Origin of the sequence: Cetobacterium sp. ZWU0022 (assembly GCF_000800875.1) — a bacterium.
GTDB lineage: Bacteria > Fusobacteriota > Fusobacteriia > Fusobacteriales > Fusobacteriaceae > Cetobacterium_A.
This window is the reverse complement of the sequence record NZ_JRJZ01000117.1, coordinates 25,376-45,935: the sequence shown is the minus strand read 5'-3', so window position 1 is coordinate 45,935 and position 20,560 is coordinate 25,376. Positions and strand designations below refer to the sequence as shown.

General features: G+C 32.3%; 17 protein-coding genes. 6 read left to right on the top strand and 11 right to left on the bottom strand.

The genetic code is table 11. The features are described from left to right. Positions 1-9 precede the first annotated feature (9 nt). The 7 genes from L988_RS09285 to L988_RS13300 form a co-directional block, all read right to left on the bottom strand. The gene (locus L988_RS09285; RefSeq protein ID WP_047383671.1) at positions 10-2,088 is read right to left on the bottom strand and encodes a molybdopterin oxidoreductase family protein; all 2,079 of its coding nucleotides are present in this window, start codon (positions 2,086-2,088) and stop codon (positions 10-12) included. A 124-nt stretch (positions 2,089-2,212) separates the two neighbouring features. Beyond that, positions 2,213-3,091 carry a ribose ABC transporter substrate-binding protein RbsB gene (gene rbsB / locus L988_RS09280; protein ID WP_047383670.1) on the bottom strand — a complete coding sequence of 293 codons (879 nt, stop codon included), beginning with the start codon at positions 3,089-3,091 and terminating at the stop codon, positions 2,213-2,215. A 33-nt stretch (positions 3,092-3,124) separates the two neighbouring features. Continuing rightward, complete coding sequence (gene rbsC, locus L988_RS09275) at positions 3,125-4,051, bottom strand: ribose ABC transporter permease (protein ID WP_047383668.1); 927 nt, start codon at positions 4,049-4,051, stop codon at positions 3,125-3,127. Beyond that, the gene (gene rbsA / locus L988_RS09270) at positions 4,051-5,547 is read right to left on the bottom strand and encodes a ribose ABC transporter ATP-binding protein RbsA (RefSeq protein ID WP_047383667.1); all 1,497 of its coding nucleotides are present in this window, start codon (positions 5,545-5,547) and stop codon (positions 4,051-4,053) included. The genes rbsC and rbsA overlap by 1 nt, the downstream gene beginning before the upstream one ends. Position 5,548: 1 nt before the next feature. Then, on the bottom strand, positions 5,549-5,956 hold the full coding sequence (rbsD, locus tag L988_RS09265) for a D-ribose pyranase (RefSeq protein ID WP_047383666.1): 408 nt from the start codon (positions 5,954-5,956) through the stop codon (positions 5,549-5,551). Positions 5,957-5,958: 2 nt separating this feature from the next. After that, the gene (gene rbsK, locus L988_RS09260; protein ID WP_047383665.1) at positions 5,959-6,870 is read right to left on the bottom strand and encodes a ribokinase; all 912 of its coding nucleotides are present in this window, start codon (positions 6,868-6,870) and stop codon (positions 5,959-5,961) included. Between the two features lie 148 nt (positions 6,871-7,018). Further along, complete coding sequence (locus tag L988_RS13300) at positions 7,019-7,348, bottom strand: DUF1622 domain-containing protein (protein WP_052191785.1); 330 nt, start codon at positions 7,346-7,348, stop codon at positions 7,019-7,021. 237 nt (positions 7,349-7,585) lie between these two features. Here L988_RS13300 and L988_RS09250 point away from each other — a divergent pair, with 237 nt between their 5' ends. From L988_RS09250 to melB, 3 genes are read left to right on the top strand one after another with little or no spacing between them, the layout of a single operon-like run. Beyond that, positions 7,586-8,611: a LacI family DNA-binding transcriptional regulator gene (locus L988_RS09250; RefSeq protein WP_047383664.1), complete on the top strand. Its 1,026-nt coding sequence runs from the start codon at positions 7,586-7,588 to the stop codon at positions 8,609-8,611. Between the two features lie 12 nt (positions 8,612-8,623). After that, a complete protein-coding gene (locus L988_RS09245) occupies positions 8,624-10,819 on the top strand; it encodes an alpha-galactosidase (protein WP_047383662.1) in 2,196 nt (731 codons plus the stop codon). A gap of 42 nt (positions 10,820-10,861) precedes the next feature. Beyond that, positions 10,862-12,217 (top strand): melibiose:sodium transporter MelB, encoded by a 1,356-nt coding sequence (gene melB, locus L988_RS09240; RefSeq protein ID WP_047383661.1) that lies wholly within the window; start codon positions 10,862-10,864, stop codon positions 12,215-12,217. A gap of 51 nt (positions 12,218-12,268) precedes the next feature. Here the strand turns inward: melB and L988_RS09235 are convergent, their stop codons facing one another. After that, positions 12,269-13,030 (bottom strand): hypothetical protein, encoded by a 762-nt coding sequence (locus tag L988_RS09235; protein ID WP_047383660.1) that lies wholly within the window; start codon positions 13,028-13,030, stop codon positions 12,269-12,271. A gap of 152 nt (positions 13,031-13,182) precedes the next feature. On the opposite strand from L988_RS09235, the gene L988_RS09230 reads away from it, so the two are divergent. Continuing rightward, on the top strand, positions 13,183-13,419 hold the full coding sequence (locus L988_RS09230) for a hypothetical protein (protein WP_047383658.1): 237 nt from the start codon (positions 13,183-13,185) through the stop codon (positions 13,417-13,419). A 19-nt stretch (positions 13,420-13,438) separates the two neighbouring features. On the opposite strand, the gene pap is transcribed toward L988_RS09230, so the two are convergent. Together pap and L988_RS09220 are read right to left on the bottom strand one after the other, a co-directional pair. Beyond that, positions 13,439-14,887, bottom strand: coding sequence for a polyphosphate:AMP phosphotransferase (gene pap, locus L988_RS09225; protein ID WP_052191784.1), 1,449 nt, complete (start codon positions 14,885-14,887; stop codon positions 13,439-13,441). Between the two features lie 23 nt (positions 14,888-14,910). Continuing rightward, positions 14,911-15,822, bottom strand: coding sequence for a GTP pyrophosphokinase family protein (locus L988_RS09220; RefSeq protein ID WP_052191783.1), 912 nt, complete (start codon positions 15,820-15,822; stop codon positions 14,911-14,913). Between the two features lie 350 nt (positions 15,823-16,172). Between L988_RS09220 and L988_RS09215 the strand changes: the two genes are divergently transcribed. Then, the gene (locus tag L988_RS09215; protein WP_047383656.1) at positions 16,173-17,486 is read left to right on the top strand and encodes a sodium-dependent transporter; all 1,314 of its coding nucleotides are present in this window, start codon (positions 16,173-16,175) and stop codon (positions 17,484-17,486) included. Between the two features lie 90 nt (positions 17,487-17,576). Continuing rightward, entirely contained in the window at positions 17,577-18,920 is a 1,344-nt protein-coding gene (locus tag L988_RS09210; protein WP_047383655.1) for an MATE family efflux transporter, read from the top strand. Between the two features lie 74 nt (positions 18,921-18,994). Here L988_RS09210 and L988_RS09205 read toward each other — a convergent pair whose 3' ends face one another. After that, entirely contained in the window at positions 18,995-20,425 is a 1,431-nt protein-coding gene (locus tag L988_RS09205) for an amino acid permease (protein WP_047383654.1), read from the bottom strand. Between the last annotated feature and the right edge of the window lie 135 nt (positions 20,426-20,560).

Genomic DNA, 20,560 nt, shown 5'->3' with positions numbered 1-20,560 from the left:
TAATCCCTCCTAATTAATCTTCTCTATAGAGACAGGTGCATATTTATATGATGGCTCTTTAGAGTAAGGGTCGTATATAGAAAGTGTAAGATTATTTGTTTCTATATAGTGAATAGGTGCATATAAAACATCGTGAGGCAGATTTTCTGTAAGTAGTGCATAGAATTTACTACTTCTACCATTGATAGAGTGAACAAGAATCTCCTCTCCATTTTCAATACCTAATTTCTCTCCTAAGCTTTTAGAGATATAGATATATGATTTATTAGATGTTGAATCATTTACATAAGTTATCTCTCTTGTTCTAGTTTGAGTATGCCATTGACCAACAGTTCCTCTTCCAGTGTTTAAAACGTATGGGAACTCTGCGTTTGTTGGAACAGGATTTTCAGCGATATCTTCAAACATAAATTTAACTTTTTTGCTAGGAGTGTAGTACTCATTATTTTCATAAAGTCTTCTTTCATGATCAACTAAAACTTCACCCTCACGGAATGGCCACTGAACACCATATCCCTCTTCTAAAAGTTTATAGCTAACTCCAGTTATATCACAAGGAGTTCCTTTTGTAACAGCTTTCATCTTATTGAAAACTAACTCAGGAGTTTCCCAACCATTTAGTAAATCTCCCATTCCTAAAGCTTTTCCTAAATTGTATATAACTTCAAAGTCAGTGAATCTTCCCTCTGGTTTTGGCAGCACTGGATTTAGTTTAGAGATTCTTCTCTCTGTGTTAATAAGAGTTCCCTCTTTTTGAATTCCAGATACAACTGGTAGGAATAGATCTGCTAACTCTGAACTATCAGTGTTTGGATATAAATCTTGAACAACGAAAAGTTCTAATTTTTCAATTGCTTTTTTGAACTCATAGTTATTTGTCCAAGAGTGTCTAGGGTTTGTACAAAGAATCCAAAGAGCTTTTATCTCTCCAGAGATTATTTTTTCTATAATAACATTGTATGGTAAAGTTGGTTTTGTTGGGAATATAGCGGGGTCTAAACCTAAAGCTTCTCCAACAACTTTTCTCTTAGCTTCATCAGCATACTCTCCACCACCATAAAGTCCAGTAGTGTTACTGAATAAACGAGAACCCATAGCGTTGCATTGCCCAGTTATAGAGTTAGCTCCTGTTCCAGGTCTTCCAATATTTCCAGTCATAACAGCTAAGTTTATTATTCCTTGAGCAGTTCTAACAGCTTGGTAACTTTGGTTGATACCCATAGTCCACCAGAAAGAAACGGCATCTCCTTCGTGGATAAGTGTTGCTAAAGTTATAAACTGATCTTTTGTAATTCCAACAGTTTCTTCAATATCATCTATTGAGAACTTACTTACATGCTTTTTGAAATCTTCAAAGTTCTCAGAGAAATTTTCTATGTATGAGTTGTCTATCCAATTTTTTTCGATTAAGTAGTTAGCTATAGTATAGTAAAGAACAAGATCACTTTTTGGTTTTATGCAGAAGAAATAGTCAGCATTCATAGCTGTTTCACTTTTTCTGATATCTATAACGATAACTTTTTTATTTTTATTTTTATTTTTTCTTACTCTATCCCAGATGATAGGATGAGCTACAACAGGGTTAGCTCCAGTAAAAATGATTGTGTCAGAAAGTTCAAAATCGTTTAAAGTATAAGGAGGAGCATCAAAACCAAAACTTTGCTTATGAGCTACAACCGAAGTTGCCATACAAAGTCTTGTATTTCCATCTAGTTGTCCACCTACATAGTTTCTAAAAACATGTCCAACTAAAGCCATCTCTTCTAAGGCAAGTTGACCAGTACTTATAGCAGCTACACTTTCTTTACCATACTTCTCTGTGATATCTTTTAATTTTTGGCTGAAAAGTGAGTAAGCAGAGTCCCAAGATATCTCCTCTCTTCCGGTAGATGTTTTTAGTATAGGGTTTTTAGGAAAATCATCTGAAGTAAGTTGCTTATCTAAGTTAAGCCCCTTAATACAGCTGAAACCTTTATTAACAGGATATTTTTCAGATGGAACAACCTTTTTAATAGATCCGTTCTCCACATAAAAATCCATGTTGCAAGCAAGCGAACAATAGTTGCAAGTCGTTTGAATTTTATTCATAATACATCTCCTCCTTGGTATACAAGTATTTTATCTATTATAATACTTTTAAATAAAAAAAAGTAGTGTGATTAAAGTCACACTACTATAAAAAAGCTCAAAATTTATTCTAAATATGTTTAAACTATTGTGTTACTAGCTCTAAAGGTACAGGAATAAATGTAGGAATATTTTCTTTTTTTATTACTTTATCAGCAGCAATAATACCCTCTGCACCAATTTCTCCAGGTTTTTGTGCAACTGTTGCAGCTAATTTACCCTCTTTAACGGCTTTAACAGCGTCCTCTGTAGCATCAAAGCCAACGATTAAAACATCTTTTTTACCCGCAGCTTCAATAGCTCTTAAAGCTCCAAGAGCCATCTCATCGTTATGAGCAAAAACAGCATTGATTTCAGATTGACCTTGAAGTATGTTTTCCATAACATTAAGCCCCTTTGTTCTATCAAAATCAGCAGCTTGCTTAGCAACTATATCTAATTTTCCAGCAGCAGCTTTATTAAACCCTTCTCCTCTATCACGAGCAGCAGTTGTTCCAGGAATTCCTTCAAGTTCAACAACTTTAACTGATTTTCCCTCTAACTTTTCGATGATAAAGTTTCCAGCTAACTCTCCACCAGCAATGTTATCAGATGCAATGTGAGCTACCACTTTTCCACTGTTAGAAGCTCTATCTAAAGTTATTACAGGTACTTTACGACGGTTAGCAGCTTTAACTGATGATATAACTGCATCAGAATCAGTTGGGTTTATAAGTAAAACGTCTATTTTATTTATAAGTAGATCCTCAACATTTCCTAACTCTTTAGAAGGGTCATTTTGAGAGTCTAAAACTATAATCTCATGTCCCATCTCTTTGGCTTTAGAAACTGCTCCCTCTTTAAGAGTAACGAAGAAAGGGTTATCTTGTGTTGAAACAACAAATCCAATTTTTGCAGCTTCAGCAAGAGTACTCATTCCTAAAACTAGAGTCATAAATCCTAAATACTTCAATCTATTTTTCATAATTAACCACCCATTTTTTTATTTTAAATACTGTTATTTTGAAGATTTTTTATCTATTAAAACCGCAATAAGAATTACAGCAGCTTTTACCATCATTTGATAGTATGACGAAACATTTAAAAGGTTTAAAGCGTTTCCTAAAACACCTATGATAATTGCACCAAGGGCAGTTCCAGCAATACTTCCAATTCCACCAGCCAGTGATGTTCCTCCAAGAACAACAGCAGCGATAGCATCCAATTCATAACCAGATCCAGCGGTAGGTTGAGCAGAACCAAGTCTAGATGTGATGATAACACCCGCTAATGCAGAGAGAGCTCCTGCAACTCCATAAACAAGAGTTTTATATTTAGAAGTGTTTACTCCAGAAAGTTTAGTTGCTTCTTCGTTTCCACCAATAGCATAGATATATCTACCAAATTTCAGATTATTTAAAATGTAGTATCCAGCAATGAAAAGAGCAATCATAATATAGATAGGAATAGGAATATCAAGGATATATCCTCCACCGATATTATCAAAGAAATCTCCGCCATCTCTAACAGGGATAGGTTTTCCATCTGTGAAAACAAGAGTTGCTCCTCTTAAAAGAGTCATAGTAACAAGAGTTACGATGAAAGGCTGAAGTTTTGCATAAGATATTAATAATCCATTAAAAATACCAAATATAGCACCAAGAACAATAGCTATAAAAATAGCAAGTACAGGATTAACTCCATTAGCTATTAAACTTGCTCCCATAGCTCCAGTTAAAGCTAGAATAGAACCAACAGATAGATCGATTCCACCTGTTAAAATTACAAGAGTCATCCCAATAGCGATAACTGAGTTTATAGATGTTTGTCTTAAAACATTTAAAATATTTCCCATAGATAAAAATCTTGGATTTAAGAATGAAACTATTATAGAGAAAACAATTAACCCGATTAAAGGTTTATTGTTATATATTTTTTTTAACATTATTTATTTTCAACTCCTACTGCATATCTCATTATTTTTTCTTGAGTGAACTCATCTTTTAAAAGTGTTCCACTGATTTTGTGTTCATGGACAACCATGATTCTGTCGCTTAATCCCATAACTTCCGGCATCTCTGATGAAATCATAATTATACTTAAACCTTTAGTTTTAAGTTCGTTTATAACATCATAGATCTCTTTTTTAGCTCCAACGTCAACTCCTCTAGTTGGTTCATCTAAAATAAGAATTTTAGGATTTGTTAAAAGAGCTTTTGCTATAGCAACTTTTTGTTGGTTTCCACCACTTAAGTTTTTGATAATTGCATTCTCTGAAGGAGTTTTTATACTGAATTTTTCAATGTATTCTTGAACAGAGTTATTTTCTGATTTTTTATTTAATCCAAACTTTTTAGAGAAGAATTTTAAAGATGAAAGAGTCATATTCTCTTTTACGCTTAACCCTAGAACTAAACCGTCTCCTTTTCTATCCTCTGAAACATAAGCTATTCCATTATTTACTCCAGATTCAGGTGAAGTGATATTAACCTCTTTTCCATCTACAAAAACTTTTCCAGAAGATTTTTTATAATAACCATATATAGTTTTAACAAGTTCACTTCTTCCTGCTCCCATAAGACCAGCAATTCCAAGAATCTCTCCTTTTCTTAAAGTGAACGATGCATTTTTAACATATTCACCAGAAAGGTTTTCAACTTTTAAAACTTCATCGCCAGGAGTTACAACTACATTTGGGAATTGCTCATCAAGAGTTCTTCCAACCATACTTTGTATAATGTAGTTTTCATCTATATCTTTAACTTCAGCTTCAGAGATAAACTTTCCATCTCTTAAAACTGTAATGTCGTCACAGATTGCAGGAATCTCTTTTAATCTGTGTGATATATAGATGATACTTCTTCCTTCTGAAGTAAGTTCTCTTATAACATTGAAAAGACTTTCAGTTTCTTTATCAGTTAGAGCATCAGTTGGCTCATCCATAACTATAAGTTTAGCATTTTGAGAAAGAGCTTTAGCAATCTCTATCATCTGCATTTTTCCAATTGTCAAATCTTTAATAAGAGTTTTCTCGCTATCTTCAACATTTAAAAGATCTAGTAAAGTTCTAGCTTCTCTATGCATAAGAGTCCAATCAATTTTTCCAAAACTATTAGTAAGCTCTCTTCCTAAAAATATATTTTCAGTTATACTCATATGTCCGATTAGATTTAGCTCTTGGTGAATTATAGCTATTCCAGCCTCTTGTGAATCTTTTGTTCCCTTGAAGGCAACCTCTTTTCCTTTGAAGGCCACAGTTCCAGCATCTTTAGTGTATATACCAGTCATTATTTTCATAAGAGTGGATTTACCAGCACCGTTTTCTCCCATCAAAGCCATAACTCTTCCTTTGTAAGCGTTTAAAGAAGCTCCATCTAAAGCTTTAACACCAGGGAAAGATTTATGTATACCTTCCATTTTTAAAATAATCTCTTTATTCATTTTAGAAAACTACTCCTGACTTTAAAATTATATTTGCATAAGGAGTACACTCTCCAGTTCTAACAATCGCTTCACTATCTTTTGTAGTCTCTTTAAACTCTGTATGAGTTACAAAACTGATTTTAGGGTTCATTCCATTTTTTTGGAAAGTTTCAAGAATTTCATTATAAACAGTAGGATTTATAGTTTTAATCTCCTCTGCTAAAACAACCTCTTCAACCATCATCTCAGAAAGAATAGCATCTAAAGTTTTTATAAAACTAGGGAATCCAGCTTCTATAGCTAGATCAATTCTTTTAACTCCTTTTGGGAATGGAAGGCCTGCATCACAAACAGTTATGTGTGATGTATGTCCAATTTTTGATATTTCATAAGATAATTCGCTATTTAAAAGTCTTCCTCTTTTCATTACTATTCTCCTTTAAAATTTAATACTTCTTCTAGAGTTGGGATAGAAGTTTGTGCTCCAATTCTAGTTACAGAGATTGCTGCAACACGAGTTCCTCTATCGATTGCCTCTTCAAAAGTTAATCCAGCAGCTAAACCATTTACGAATCCACCAATGAAACTATCACCAGCAGCAGTTGTATCAATAGCTTTTACTTTATAAGCAGGGAAAGATTTTTTAATCTCTTTACTTATAAACATGCATCCTTTACTTCCTAAAGTTACAATCAGTCCTTTAACACCTTTGTCTAGTAGAATATGAGCTGCTTTCACAACACTTTCCTCATCTGTTACAGGAATTCCAGATAAAATCTCTAATTCAGTTTCGTTTGGAATAATATAATCAGAGTTACTAATGATTTCAGAATCAAGTTCTCTAGCTGGAGCAGGGTTTAAAATTGTAGTTTTCCCTAACTCTTTAGCTAATTTTAAAGAATATTTTACAGTTTCAACTGGAATCTCTAGTTGAGCAACAACTATGTCACAGTTTTTTATAGTTTCAATATGTCTATCTATATAATCGTTATCTACAGAGTAGTTTGCACCAGGAACAACGATTATTCTATTTTGTCCATTCTCTTCAACGATAATTTTCGCAATACCAGTAGCTTCATCACAATATTCAATGTTAGAAACGTCTACTCCATCTTTTTTCATAGAGTTTAAAAGAATATCTCCCATACCCTCTTTACCAATTTTTCCTAGCATAGTTACTGAGCTGTTCATTTTTCCAATAGCAACAGCTTGATTAGCTCCTTTTCCACCAGGAATCTGCATGAATTTTTTACCTAAAAGAGTTTCTCCACCACGAGGTGCTCTCTCACAAATTGTAACTAAATCCATGTTAATGCTTCCAACAACAACGATTTTTTTCATTCTTAATATCTCCTTAAATAATATGTCGAAATAATATATTGTGATTTAATAGTGTACACAATTACACCTAAAACTAGTTAATACCTTTAATGTAGCACACTAAAAAAATATTGTCAATAGCATAAAAGCTGAAACCTTGTGAAAAGTTTCAGCTTTTATGCTTCTCAATCTCCCAACTCATGATGGTTCTTATAATTACAATAAGTAAAACTAAAATTATGTTTTGAAGATCTCTTAATATAATTGTGTCGATAATATCTGCGATAATCAGAAATTGCAAACCGACTAAAATATATTTATCAAAGTTATCTCTCATAATTTTACTAAAACTTAATTTCTCTTTATTGGGAAATAAAAGTTTTAAACTTTTTAAAAAACCAAAACAGATAACACCAATAGAAAGAGCTGTAAAGAAAAAAGCTAACCAGTGTAGAAAAACTTTAAAAAAATCCATAATAAAATGTTCGAATGTAAGCATAAAAACCTCCCGAAGTAATTTAATCCTTTAATTTCTACAAAAAAAAATAAATCTTCCTTTTATTTAAAAGAAAAACATTTATATTTTAACTTTTTTTACTGAGGTAAAATAACTAATATCTAAAAAATAAAAAAATATTGTAAAAGTGTTCAAAATACAATATAATCGTTTTATAAATATAATAAACACGTGTTCACGAAACAAAAAAATATTTTTTTGTTAGAGAATGGAGGAAGAATGAAAATAAATAGTACTAAGGTAGCTCAGTTAGCTGGAGTGTCAAGAAGTACAGTTTCAAGGGTTATAAACAACTATTCAAATGTTCCGCCTGAAACAAAGGAGATTGTTTTAAGAGCAATAAAAGAGTTAGGATATATTCCAAATAGTAGTGCTCAAGTTTTAGCGGGAAAGAAAAGCAGAACTATTGGACTTTTTATCTATGGAGATAATAGTGATAAAAATAGAATATTGGATAATGGATTATCTTTTGGTTACTATCTTGATTTTATAAATAGAGTTTTGAAAGAATCTTTAAAATTGGAGTATCAACTTTTGGTAGATGTTATAAATGATGATACCTTTCATAAAATTGAATCTCTATATATGAATAGAAGCATAGTAGGTGGAGTTTTTATTGGATTTAAAGATGGAGATAAAAATATAGAAAATATTTTACAGAAGTTTTCACCGATGGTTTTGGTAGACTATACCTCTAATCCAATATCTTCAAACAATGAGGTTTATTATATAAATACAGATGATTTTACAGGTGCACTTTTAGCTACAAATCATCTGTTAGAAATAGGAAAGAGAAAAATAGTTCATATTTCAGGAGATAAAGAGAAACTTTCAGGTAAAGAGAGAGAAAAAGGGTATTTAGAAGCGGTTAAAAGTTTTGGAATCTCTCCAATAGTTTATAATGGAGATTACTCTGATGAAAAAGCAAGAGAGATTATGAAATCTATTTTAGATAAAGATGTTCAGTTTGATGCAGTTTTCTGTGCAAATGATAATATGAGTTATTGTGTGGATGAGATTTTAAAAGAGCGAGAGATTAAAGGAATCCCTATTGTAGGATTTGATAATTTAAGAAATACAATTCCGCTTGGAATAATGTCAGTCGCACCAGATATAAATAGCTTAGCTAAATTAGCTGTAGAACTCTTGGTAGTTGAAAGTAGTGAAAAAAATAGATTAAACTTTGTAAAAACTAGACTTATAAAGAGTTTGAATGAATATATAAAAGAGAGTTATTTAGATTAGTCGGGAGGAAAGATGATATACATAAATAAAGAGAATAGAGAGTTTCACTTACAAGGACCAAATACAAGTTATATATTCAATGTTATGAAAAATGAGCAGTTAGGTCATCTGTATTTTGGAAAAAAAATAAGACATAGAGAAAGCTTCAAACACTTTTTCTATCAACCCGAAGTAGGGATAGGAATAATAGCTCATCATGAAGATGACCCAGGATTTTCACTTGAGTATTACAAACAAGAGTATCCATCTTATGGAACGACAGATTTTAGAAAACCAGCTTTTGAGTTAGAGTCAGAGGATGGCAGCAGAGTTAGTGACTTCGTATATAAGGGATATAGAGTTTATAAGGGTAAGGAGAGATTAGATGGACTACCTTCAACCTATGTTGAAAGTGAGGATGAAGCAAATACGTTAGAAATTGAGTTAAAAGATGAAGTTTTAAACTGTAAATTATTCTTAACATATACGGTTTATAAAAATAGAGATGTAATAACAAGAAATGCTAGATTTGTAAATCATGGAACGGAAAAGATAGATATAAATAGAGCTATGAGTTTTGCCCTTGATCTACCTGATTATAACTATGAGATCATACATCTTTCTGGAGCTTGGGCTAGAGAAAGATTCATAAAAACTAGAAAATTAGAAGTTGGATCACAGTATATAGATAGTACAAGAGGAGCAAGTAGTGCTCATCAAAATCCATTCATAATTTTAAAGCGTCCGAATACGACAGAGGATTCAGGAGAGAGCATAGGATTTGCACTTGTTTACTCTGGAAATTTCTTAGCTCACGTAGAGGTAGATCATTTTGATGCCACAAGAGTTACGATGGGAATCAATCCATTTGATTTTAAATGGAATTTAAATCCCGGAGAGAGTTTTACTACACCAGAAGCAATAATAGTTTACAGTGAGAATGGAATGAATGAGATGAGTAAAACTTTCCATAAACTATTCCGTGAAAGAGTTGCTAGAGGTGAGTGGAGAGATAAAGAGAGACCAATTTTGGTAAATAACTGGGAAGCGACATACTTTGACTTCAACGAGGATAAGATTGTAGCTATGGCTTCGAAGGCAAAAAAATTAGGGTTCGAGCTTTTCGTTTTAGATGATGGATGGTTTGGAAAAAGAGATGATGATAAAACATCTTTAGGAGATTGGTTCCCGAATTTAGATAAACTACCTAATGGAGTTAAAGGATTAGGTGAAAGAGTAGTAAATGAAGATATAAGATTTGGACTTTGGTTTGAGCCAGAGATGATCAGTAAAAATAGTAAACTATACGAGGAGCATCCAGACTGGATACTTGGTGTAAAAAATAGAAGATTATCTATGGGAAGAAATCAGTATATTTTAGATTTATCAAAGCCAGAGGTTAGAAAGTATATTGTGGATATCTTATCTGAAAGATTCTCTGAGGCTCCAATATCTTATGTAAAATGGGATATGAATAGAAATATGACAGAGATAACTTATAGAGATCTACCTCATAAATATATTTTAGGACTTTATGAGATTTTAGAGGAGTTAACGACAAAGTTCCCACATATACTATTTGAGTCTTGTGCATCAGGAGGGGGAAGATTTGATGCAGGGATGCTACACTATATGCCACAAGTTTGGACAAGTGATGACACAGACGCAATTGTAAGATTAAACATTCAGCATGGAACATCGCTAGCTTATCCGCTTATAAGTATGGGAGCTCATGTTTCAGATATACCAAATCATCAAACAGCTAGAAAAACTAGTTTAGAGTGCAGAAATCATGTTGCAGCTTTTGGAAATTTCGGATATGAGTTGGATCTTTTAAAGTTTGATGAGAGCACTGAAGAGAGTGTAAAAAAACATCTGGAATTTTACAAAGAAAATAGGAGATTAATACAGTTCGGAGATTTCTATAGATTAGAAAGTCCGTTTGAAGGAAATAGTGCGGCTTGGATGGTTGTTGATAAGGAGAGAGAAGAGGCTTTAGTAGGGCACTTTACAATCTTAGCATCACCAAATCCAGGGTACAATGCAAAAGTGATATTAAAAGGATTAAATCCAGATAAAAAATACTCTGTAAATGGTGAGTTTGAAGCTTATGGGGATGAGCTTATGAACGTTGGAATTGTATTTCCACAACCAGATAGATATTTTTCAAAAGATTCAGAAACACAAGATTTCAAAAGTAAAGTTTTTAAGTTGAAAGAAGTTAAATAGTGATTTAAAGATAATTTAAAGATATTCACGGGAGGAGTAACAATGGTTAGTTTAAAAATGAAGTTATCATACGGTTTAGGTGCTCTTGGAAAAGATTATGCTTGTGCAATAGTTTATATATTCTTAATGTATTACTTTACAGATGTTTTAGGATTAGCTCCAGCATTTGTTGGAACGTTGTTTTTAGTTGCTAGAATGTGGGATGCTATAAATGATCCTGCTATGGGAATGCTTGTGGATAACACAAGAAGTAAATGGGGAAAATTCAGACCTTGGATTTTAATAGGAACAATTTTAAATGCTGTAACTGTTGTTGGAATGTTTACAAAGCCAGAGGCTTTTACAGGTAAAAGTTTATATATCTATATCTCAATAATGTATATACTTTGGGGAATGACTTATACAATTATGGATATACCTTTCTGGTCAATGATACCATCTCTTTCAAGTGATAAAAAGGAGAGAGAGCAAATTGCGGTTGTTCCAAGAATATTTGCAAGTTTAGCTTGGTTATCATTGGGAAGTTTCGGATTACCACTTATAGCGTATTTAGGAAAAGGAAACGAAGCTAGAGGATTCTCATTACTTTCATTAGGAATTGCAGTGATATTTATTTTTACTTCGATTTTAACTGTTATGAATGTAAAAGAGCAGGTTGTTAGCAAAAAAGCGAGTGAAAAGATAAACCTTAAAGAAGCTTTCAAGCTAATATTAAAAAATGATCAACTTGTAGCTTTAATAGGAACAGTTTTAATGTTCAACTTAATGGCTCAAATATCTGGTGGAGTTGCAATCTATTACTTTAAATATGTTGTTGGAATAGAAAAACTATTCTCGGTGTTCACAGGATTCTCTGGACTTGCAGAGATTGGATCGTTATTGATGTTCCCGATTCTTTCTAGTAAAATTGGAAGAAAGAAAGTATTTTTCCTAGCGTGTGCTCTTCCAGTTGTTGGTTTCCTGATGTTATTCTTCTCTGGAGTAATAGCTCCGGGAAATGCTACATTGGTTGCGATATCAGGAATCGTTGCAAAGTTAGGTTCTGGATTAACACTTGGAATTTCAACTGTAATGTTAGCTGATGTTGTTGATTATGGAGAGTTCAAGTTTGGTTCTAGAAATGAAAGTGTTATATTCTCAGTTCAAACATTACTTGTTAAATCAGCTTCAGCAGTTAGTGGATGGTTAATAGGTATGGGATTATCGATGGTTGGTTATGTACCAAATGTAGCTCAAACAGCTTCAGCTGTATTAGGGATAAAATATTTGATGATAGTGTTCCCAATTTTACTTTCTATTTGTGGGTATGTGATATATAGAAAATACTATAAATTGAATGGAGACTATTACGATGAGATTGTTGAAACAATAAGAGTGAAAAGAGAGATAGAGGCTTAAAAAAAGCCCTCGGTTTATAATAAGACCGAGGGCTTTTTTTATCCATTTTTTCTATCCTATAAAAATAGGTGTTTCTAAATTTTCTAGAAGATTTAAGCCTGTTCTATTTGTTATTTTCTCCATAAAGAATGAACGACTTAGATTTCCCATTAGAATCAAACTAGATTTGTTAGCTGCAAAATAGAAATCTTCAAGAGATTCATCTTTTGAACTAAAAGGAATAATATCCCCTTTATATCCTTTGTTTTTTAAAAGGTCTAGCAGATGGTGTTTCTCATAATCACAGTTCCAAGTTAAAATAGGGAAGCTTTCTAGATCTAAATTAGGGAAAAGATTTAAAAAATTATAAACACTCTTATTAACTTTTATTCCATCGTTAGATATTATGGAGATATTTTCAAAGCTAAGAGGTTTTCCTCTTAAAACAAGGATGGGTCTAAATGATATTTTTAATAGTTCTAGAAAGATATCATTTAAATATGAAGATTGTTCAATCATTAAAAGATCTGCGGTTTTTAAAAGAGTTTTAACTTCATCAACTCCAACTTCTGATTGAATCAATAAATTAGTATCGATATTGTATTTTTCAAAAGCTGAATTTATTTTAGAAATAAACTCATCCTCCATTCCGTTTAAAACAAAGGCAGCTTCACCTGAGTTTAGAAGTGTTTCACTTATAGGGGCTCTATAAGCGATGTCTCTAATATATAAAGGTACAAGTTCGAAGCCAAAGTGAGTTTTAAGATGTTGGTAGCTTTTTAAAATAAGATCTAAATTATTTCCGTTTTTTAATAATAAAACAACTTTTTTCATAATAAATCCCTCCTAAAGTGTAGAAAATTCTTCTAATCCTTATTTTCTAAAAAAAACAAATTTTCCTTTTATTAGTATAGGAAATATTAAAGGAATAGGCTATAATTTTTGTATTAAGAGGAATAAGAATTAAGATGTGAGGTGACGCTTTGGTGAGTTTTTTCAATTTTAGAAAAATACAGGAGATTTTCAGAAATATTTCAGAAAATATAGAACTTATTTTTGAGCAAAGAGATGGTAGAAATGAGATTTGTAGAATTTGTGGTAAGAGTGTTAATAACAATGATTTTTCGGTTCAATTCCAAGATGAATCTGAGGATAAGCTTACTTCAAGATGTTTATACTGTAATAAAACTTTTATAAAAGCAAAAGAGAGGATTTCGAGATAATCCTCTCTTTTGTTAAAATCTATTTTTTACCATAAAGTCTTTTTTCGATAGCATCAATAAATCTTTTTAAAACAAAGATTCTAGCGTAATATTTGTCATTGGCAGGAACTATATGCCAAGGAGCTGTAGTCGTTGAAGTTCGAGATATCATGTCCTCAATTGCAGAGTTATAATCTTTCCATTTTTCACGATTTCTCCAATCCTCCTCTGTGATTTTCCATTTTTTTTCAGGTGTATTTTCACGCTCTTTAAAACGTTTTAACTGCTCATCTTTTGAGATTTGTAACCAGAATTTTAAAACGATAGCTCCATCATCTATCCACTGCTTTTCCATATCGTTTATCTCTGCATATGAACGCTTCCATTCATAATTTGTAGCAAACTTTTCAATACGTTCAACAAGAACTCTTCCATACCAAGTTCTATCAAAGATAGAGATGTGTCCATTTCTAGGAATAGCTTTCCAGAATCTCCATAGATAGTGATGGTTTTTTTCAATAGTGCTTGGTGCAGCAATAGGAATAACATCATATCCACGAGGGTCCATACGCCCAACCAATCTTTTAATATTTCCACCTTTTCCAGCAGCGTCCCATCCTTCATAAGCTATAATTACAGGAATACGTCTTGTATAAATTTCATGATGAAGATTATAAATTTTCTTTTGAAGTTTTTCGAGCTCTTTTTTATACTCTTTTTTGTCTAGGGCTTTCTCTAGATTTATTTTATCCAGAGAGAACGGTTTTTTATAAGGTAAAAGAACATCATCTGGTCTAACTTCCTTTGCATTTAATTGACTCTCTATTTTTTCAACAATAATTCTGAAAATCTCTGACTTTGCTCCATAAATACTATCTGAAGAAATCACATTCCAACCACAATCGAAATTATTTGTACGTTCTAAAATATCTTCCCAAGTACCAGCAATAGTTTTATAATTAAAATTTTGTTGCCAAGCGTATGGGGTTACTTTCCATGACTGTGCTGGATTTTTTTTCGCTTTTATATATCTTTTTTTCTGAGTTTTTTTAGATACATGCAGAAAGAACTTTATAATAAGCATTCCACTTCTAAGAAGAGAACGTTCTATTTTATTTATCTCTTTACATCTTCTTGTAAGATTACTTTCCTCTGTAAAAGCATAATCATACCAAGATCTGTCAAAGATATGAAAATCTCCTTTTCCAGGGATATTTTCTATATATTGTTTAAAAGGTAGAGAGTTTCCTTCTAAAGGATGATTATGACTTACAACTTTATATCCTCTAGGATCTAAAGTAAGTAATATATCATTTATAACAGCACCTTTTCCTGAAGCTTCAAGGCCTTCAAAGATAATCAAAATAGGTAGCCCCTTTTCTTTAGCTGTTCTTTGAAGTTCACCAAGTTTTAATTTTAAAGGTTCAATTGTTTTTTCAAACTCTTTTCTTTTCATTTTAAGACAACTTTCATTAGTTAAAATACCCATAAAAAATCCTCCTTAAACTTATATTAATTTAACTTTTCACGATAATCCAAAAGATGCTTTATCATCAGATCATAACGAGCTGGAAATTTTTTACTGTTGTTTCCAAAATATTTTTGCATAATCTCTAGCTCTTCTATTTTTACAAAATCTTCTAAGGTATTTATACCTCTTTCATGAAGAAGATTGATAATTTTTGGACTTATTCCTTGAGAGAAGTTTATATTGAATTTGTTATTTAGATATTTTCTAAGAGATGTAGAGTTGATTTCAATTTCATGAAGCGTATTTCCTTCAATTGTGTTAACAACTTTCTTTTCATACTCACTTATCTCTTTTGAAATACTCTCAAACTCTCTGTCTGCAATCTCTAAAAATCCAGCTAAAAGTTTAAAACGTCTTTTTATATCTGGAGGAAGATGTCCGCTAAACTTGTAGTTTTTATCGTGCTCAACTTCGGCCCAAGCATGTTGTAAAATCGTTCTTACTTGAATCTCAAATTTTAAATCACGAAATCTTTCAAACTCTGGAAGAGCCAGAAGATTTTCAGGTAGAGTTGCAACAAGATGTATAGTTTTATATCCAACTTTATCTTCACCAAGATTATCACTTTTATCCTCACTGTTACTCTCGTCAATCAGAAAAACAGTTCTCAGATAGGCTTCGACAATTTTTGTTTCACTTTCTAAGAAGGTTATAACACGCAACCCGCAAAGATCAGTTGCTAAATCGATAGATGTATAGCCTTTTCGTTCTAATTTTTTTTGAAAACTTTCACGTGTTTTAGCACGACTAGTTATTGAGTGATAAACAATTTTCTCTTTTTCAAAGGAGTGTTTAAGAAAACGTTCTAATCTTTTACCCATTTTTCTGTAGAGCTCTCTATTTTTTTTATAATAATTTAAAATTTGAAATTGACTAAAATTAATATTTTCCATAGTTTCCATCCTTTAAATAAAAATATATATTATAGTTATATCACAAAAATTAAAAAATCCTTGTTTTTTTTATTTTATAATGCTACAATAGCTGAAATAATAAATCTAGGAGGTGTATTAAAAATGATAAAAAGAATAGATATTCAAAAAATTAATACATCTTTAACAGCGACAATTTTATTTTGGTGGTGGCCATAGTCAGTTTGTAACCTAGAAAAAAGGATACAAACTTATTTTAGCTTGGTAAAAACTAAAAAAGATTGTATCTGATAGATAAAAATGAGAAAAACATTTATTCCACAGGTATAGTCTGTGGATTTTTTTTATTTAAAATTTAGGAGGTGCGTTAAGTGAACGACAAAAGAGAGAAGTTTAGTAACAGAATTGGATTTATTTTATCATGTGTAGGAGCAGCTATAGGGCTTGGAAATATTTGGCTTTTCTCTTGGAAGCTAGGAACATATGGTGGAGGAGCTTTCTTAATTCCGTATTTTATATTTATGGCATTATTTGCGTATATAGGATTAGTTGGAGAGATATCATTTGGTAGAATGATGAAAAAGGGTGTTTTAGGTGTTGGTGAGTTGATGCAAAAAAGAGGTGTTCCTCTTGCAAAGATTTTACCAGTTTTGCCGATAGCATCTGTAGCAGGAATATTTACATTTTATGTTATAGTTTTTGGATGGATAATAAAATATTTTGTGACATATTTAACTTTAGATGTTGCAACAATAAATTTCGAACAATATTTTGGTAGTTTTGCTGGAAATGCCGAATCTATAGTTTGGCATTTGATTGCGGTATTAATCAGTATTGGAGTTATATCGTTAGGAGTTATAAAAGGTATCGAAAAGATAAATAAAGTTGTAATGCCACTGATGTTTTTAATATTTTTCGGTCTTATGATAAGATCGTTAACTCTACCTGGAGCTATGGAGGGAGTGAAGTATCTTTTAAATCCAGATTGGGATAAACTTTTAAATCCAGTGACTTGGGTTATGGCTTTAGGACAAGCTTTCTTCACGGTTGGTGTGAGTGGGTCAGCACTTCTTGTGTATGGAAGTTATTTAGATAAGGATGTTAATATATCTACAAGTGTAATTCAAACATGTGTTTTAGATACTTTGGCTGCACTTATGGCAGGGTTTATAATAATACCAGCAGCTTTTGCTTTTGGATTTAATCCCGGAGCAGGTCCAAGTTTACTGTTTATAACTTTACCATCTGTCTTCAATAATATTCCAGGTGGAAAGTTTTTAGGAATAATATTCTTTTTAAGTGTTATCTTTGCAGCGGTTTCTTCAGCTATAAATCAGTTAGAAGTTCCAGTAGAAGCAGCTATGCAAAAGTTTGGGATTTCAAGAGTTAAAGCGAGTGTTGTTGTTGGATTAGGGCTTTTCTGCTTAGGATTGCCACTTGATTTAGATATGAATATGTTTGGAGCTTTTGCTGATTTAATGACGATATATCTAATACCTCTAGGTGCACTTTTAGTTTTAGGATTCTATTTCTATGGTATAAAAGCTGAAGCTATAGAGTATGAGATAGATTCTGGTTCAAATTATAAGATAGGAAAATATGTTGTTAAAATAGGAAAATATATATTTGTTCCCGGAGTTATAATAATACTGATTTTAGGTGTTTTATATGGAGGGATAGGATAGAAGGGTGAGTCAATTTGACTCACCTTTTCGTTTACTTTCAGAAGGTGCTATGCTAGAATGAATTAATTCGGTGATAAAAGGGGTGAAATTATGTTAAAAACGGTCTTTATAAATCGGTCTAAAGAGATTATAAAGTTAGCTGTGCCGGCAGTTGGAGAGATGATCCTATATATGCTTATCTGGGTTTTTGATACGCTTATGGTAGGTAAATATGGAGGACAAACAGCTGTTTCAGCTGTAGGGTTCAGTTCTGAGATTATGTACACATTTATAAATATACTAATTGGTATGGGATTATCAATATCTATCACCTCTATAGTAGCTCGTTCACTTGGAGGTGGAGAGACAAAAAAAGCTAGGGATATGGCAAATGTTGGATTGAAGCTAGGGATTGGAATAGCCACTTTAGTTTTCCTAGTTTTTTACATATTTTCAAAAGATATTTTGATTTTAGCTGGAGCCAAAGATGATGTTTTAACTCTGGGGTATAGATATATGAGAATATGTTCGATGGGACTTTTATTTAATATGAGCACAAATATATTGAATGGTATATTTAGAGGGTGTAAGAATACAAAGACACCACTTTATGGGGCGGCACTTTTAAATATTGTTAATCTATCATTAGATTATGTTCTTATTTTTGGAAAGTTCGGCTTCCCAGAACTAGGTATTGAAGGAGCAGCTATAGCTACGGTAACTGGAAATGTCGTAGCATTTCTATTTATTTTGAACAGTTTGAAAAAATTACCTTTTAAATTAAGTTTGAAAGATAAAATGGAATTTAAAAATATGAAGGAACTGGTAAAGTTAGCTATCCCATCGGGACTACAAGAGGGTGCCTTCAGCATAGTGAGACTTTTGAGCGTAATGATGGTGATGAGATTAGGAAGTTTAGCATTTTCAGCTAATCAGATTTCAGTGACGATAGAAAGTATCTCCTTTATGCCTGGATGGGGATTCGCTATCTCTTCGGTGTCGTTAGTAGGATATAGTATCGGAAAAAAGGATCTGAAAGAAGCGAGAGAGTATGCTAATGTATCTTTATTCTTAGCTGTTATGGTCATGGGATTTTTCTCTTTGATATTTCTATTTTTCTCGGAAAATTTGGTTCGTCTTTTTATTAAAAGTGATGAAATTGAGGTTATAGCTTTAGGAGCAGCATGCCTTATGATTGGAGCAATCCAACAGATTCCAACGGCCATAGATATGGTGTTATCAGGAGCTTTGAAGGGAATGGGAGATACAAAGACACCGTTTAGAATAGTTCTGTTTTGTAACTGGTGTATAAGATTACCGTTGATGTACTACTTTATATATTTAAAAAAGATGCCAGTGACATATTTCTGGTGGATTACCTCACTTCAGTGGACAGTAGAAGCTGCAATTTTTGTAAAGTTCTATCGGGATAAATTTTATAAAAATGTAATATAATGAAAAATTATTAAAGTAATCAAGAAAAAAAGCTTAGAAGCCAGTAAAACCAGCTTCTAAGCTTTTCTTGTATCTTATTTATTATGTTTTCTAGCTATCTTAGGGAAGATAAGTCCAAGTCCAACTAAAACTATTGGAGTCATAATGTTAAGAGTAATTTGGAAGAACCACTCTGAACTGAATGTCTCAATATTTTTAGGGAAGATTCCCATTAGACAAGCAAATGATGTGAAGGCAAAACACCAAACTCCGATAGCAGTTGCGATCTTATCATTTTTAACAAATTTAAATCCAGAATTAGAGTGTAAGTTTTTGTTTCTAACAAATCCTCTAAGTCCTATATATGCTAAGAATACCCAAAGATATCTAAGAGGCATAACGATAGAGTTCAGATCTAGTAACCAGTTATAAAGGTTGTTCATATCCCCAATACCGATTGCAGGGATTATTATTAAAATTCCAACTAATACAGCTGTCAATTTGTAACCATTTATTGGTGCACCATTCTCATTAACTTTAGTGAAAGCAGCTGGTATAAAGTTTCTATCCCCTTCTCCGATTAATATCTTAAGTGGAGCATCAATCGAGAACATAAGTGCTGATATTTGAGATAGAGTATTAGCTACAGCATATAAAACCATAAGAGCATTTCCAACTCCATAGTATTCACCAAGAAGTTTGAATGCGTAGTATTGACCGTTCATCTTTAAGTCAGCTGGTATGTTGCTACTGTTGAACATAATTCCCATAGCGAATGATCCAAGCAGTGCAGACATTCCAACCATAGCTGCAAGAGCTAACATCCCTTTAGGGAAATTCTTATTAGGATTCTCAACATCTTTTACATATGGAGATATTTTTTCACAACCTCCAACAGCAAATACTAACATAGATATAGTAGTAAAGTATGTAAAGTCAAACTTAGGTAAAAACGTTGATAGTGTCCAAACCTCAGTTGCAGACTTTGCATCTACAAGAGATGGAGCAGCTACAGTTAGTAAGATATATAAAATACCCATAAAGAACATAGATGTTCCAGCAAGGGCTCCGATTTTCTTTAAAGAGTTCATTCCTTTAGATGATAACCAAAGGAATAGTATGAATATCCCTAAAACAATACTTTGTAAAAGTAATGGGTTAAATGTTTTTATAATATCTCCGTTTTGGAAGAAAACCCAACTTAATGCAACTAGTGCACTTTGTGGTTTTTGTGCTAAGTATGGGATGTGTACAACCCAATAAGTCCATCCAGCAAGATAAGCTATCATAGGACCATAAGTTGAGCCAACCCAACCTGAAACTCCTCCAGCTTTTTGTTCAAATACAGATCCCATCTCTCCTACCATAAGTGCATAAGGTAAGAAATAAAGAGAAAGGATTAAAATCCAAGATACAACAACTGTAAGTCCTTGGTTTGCGTAGTTATTAACAACGTTTCCAAATCCCCAAACAATTGTGAATCCCATCATTGCAAGCATACGCCAGTTTAATTTTTTTGATTCCATTGTTACAGTACTCCTTTTTGTTAAATATTTCACTTTAATATGTACAATTGTACAGTAAAAAAGTACATAAATCAAATATTTTTTATATATAAAAAAATGAAAAATGATTTTCAAAAAATATATACTATAAATTTG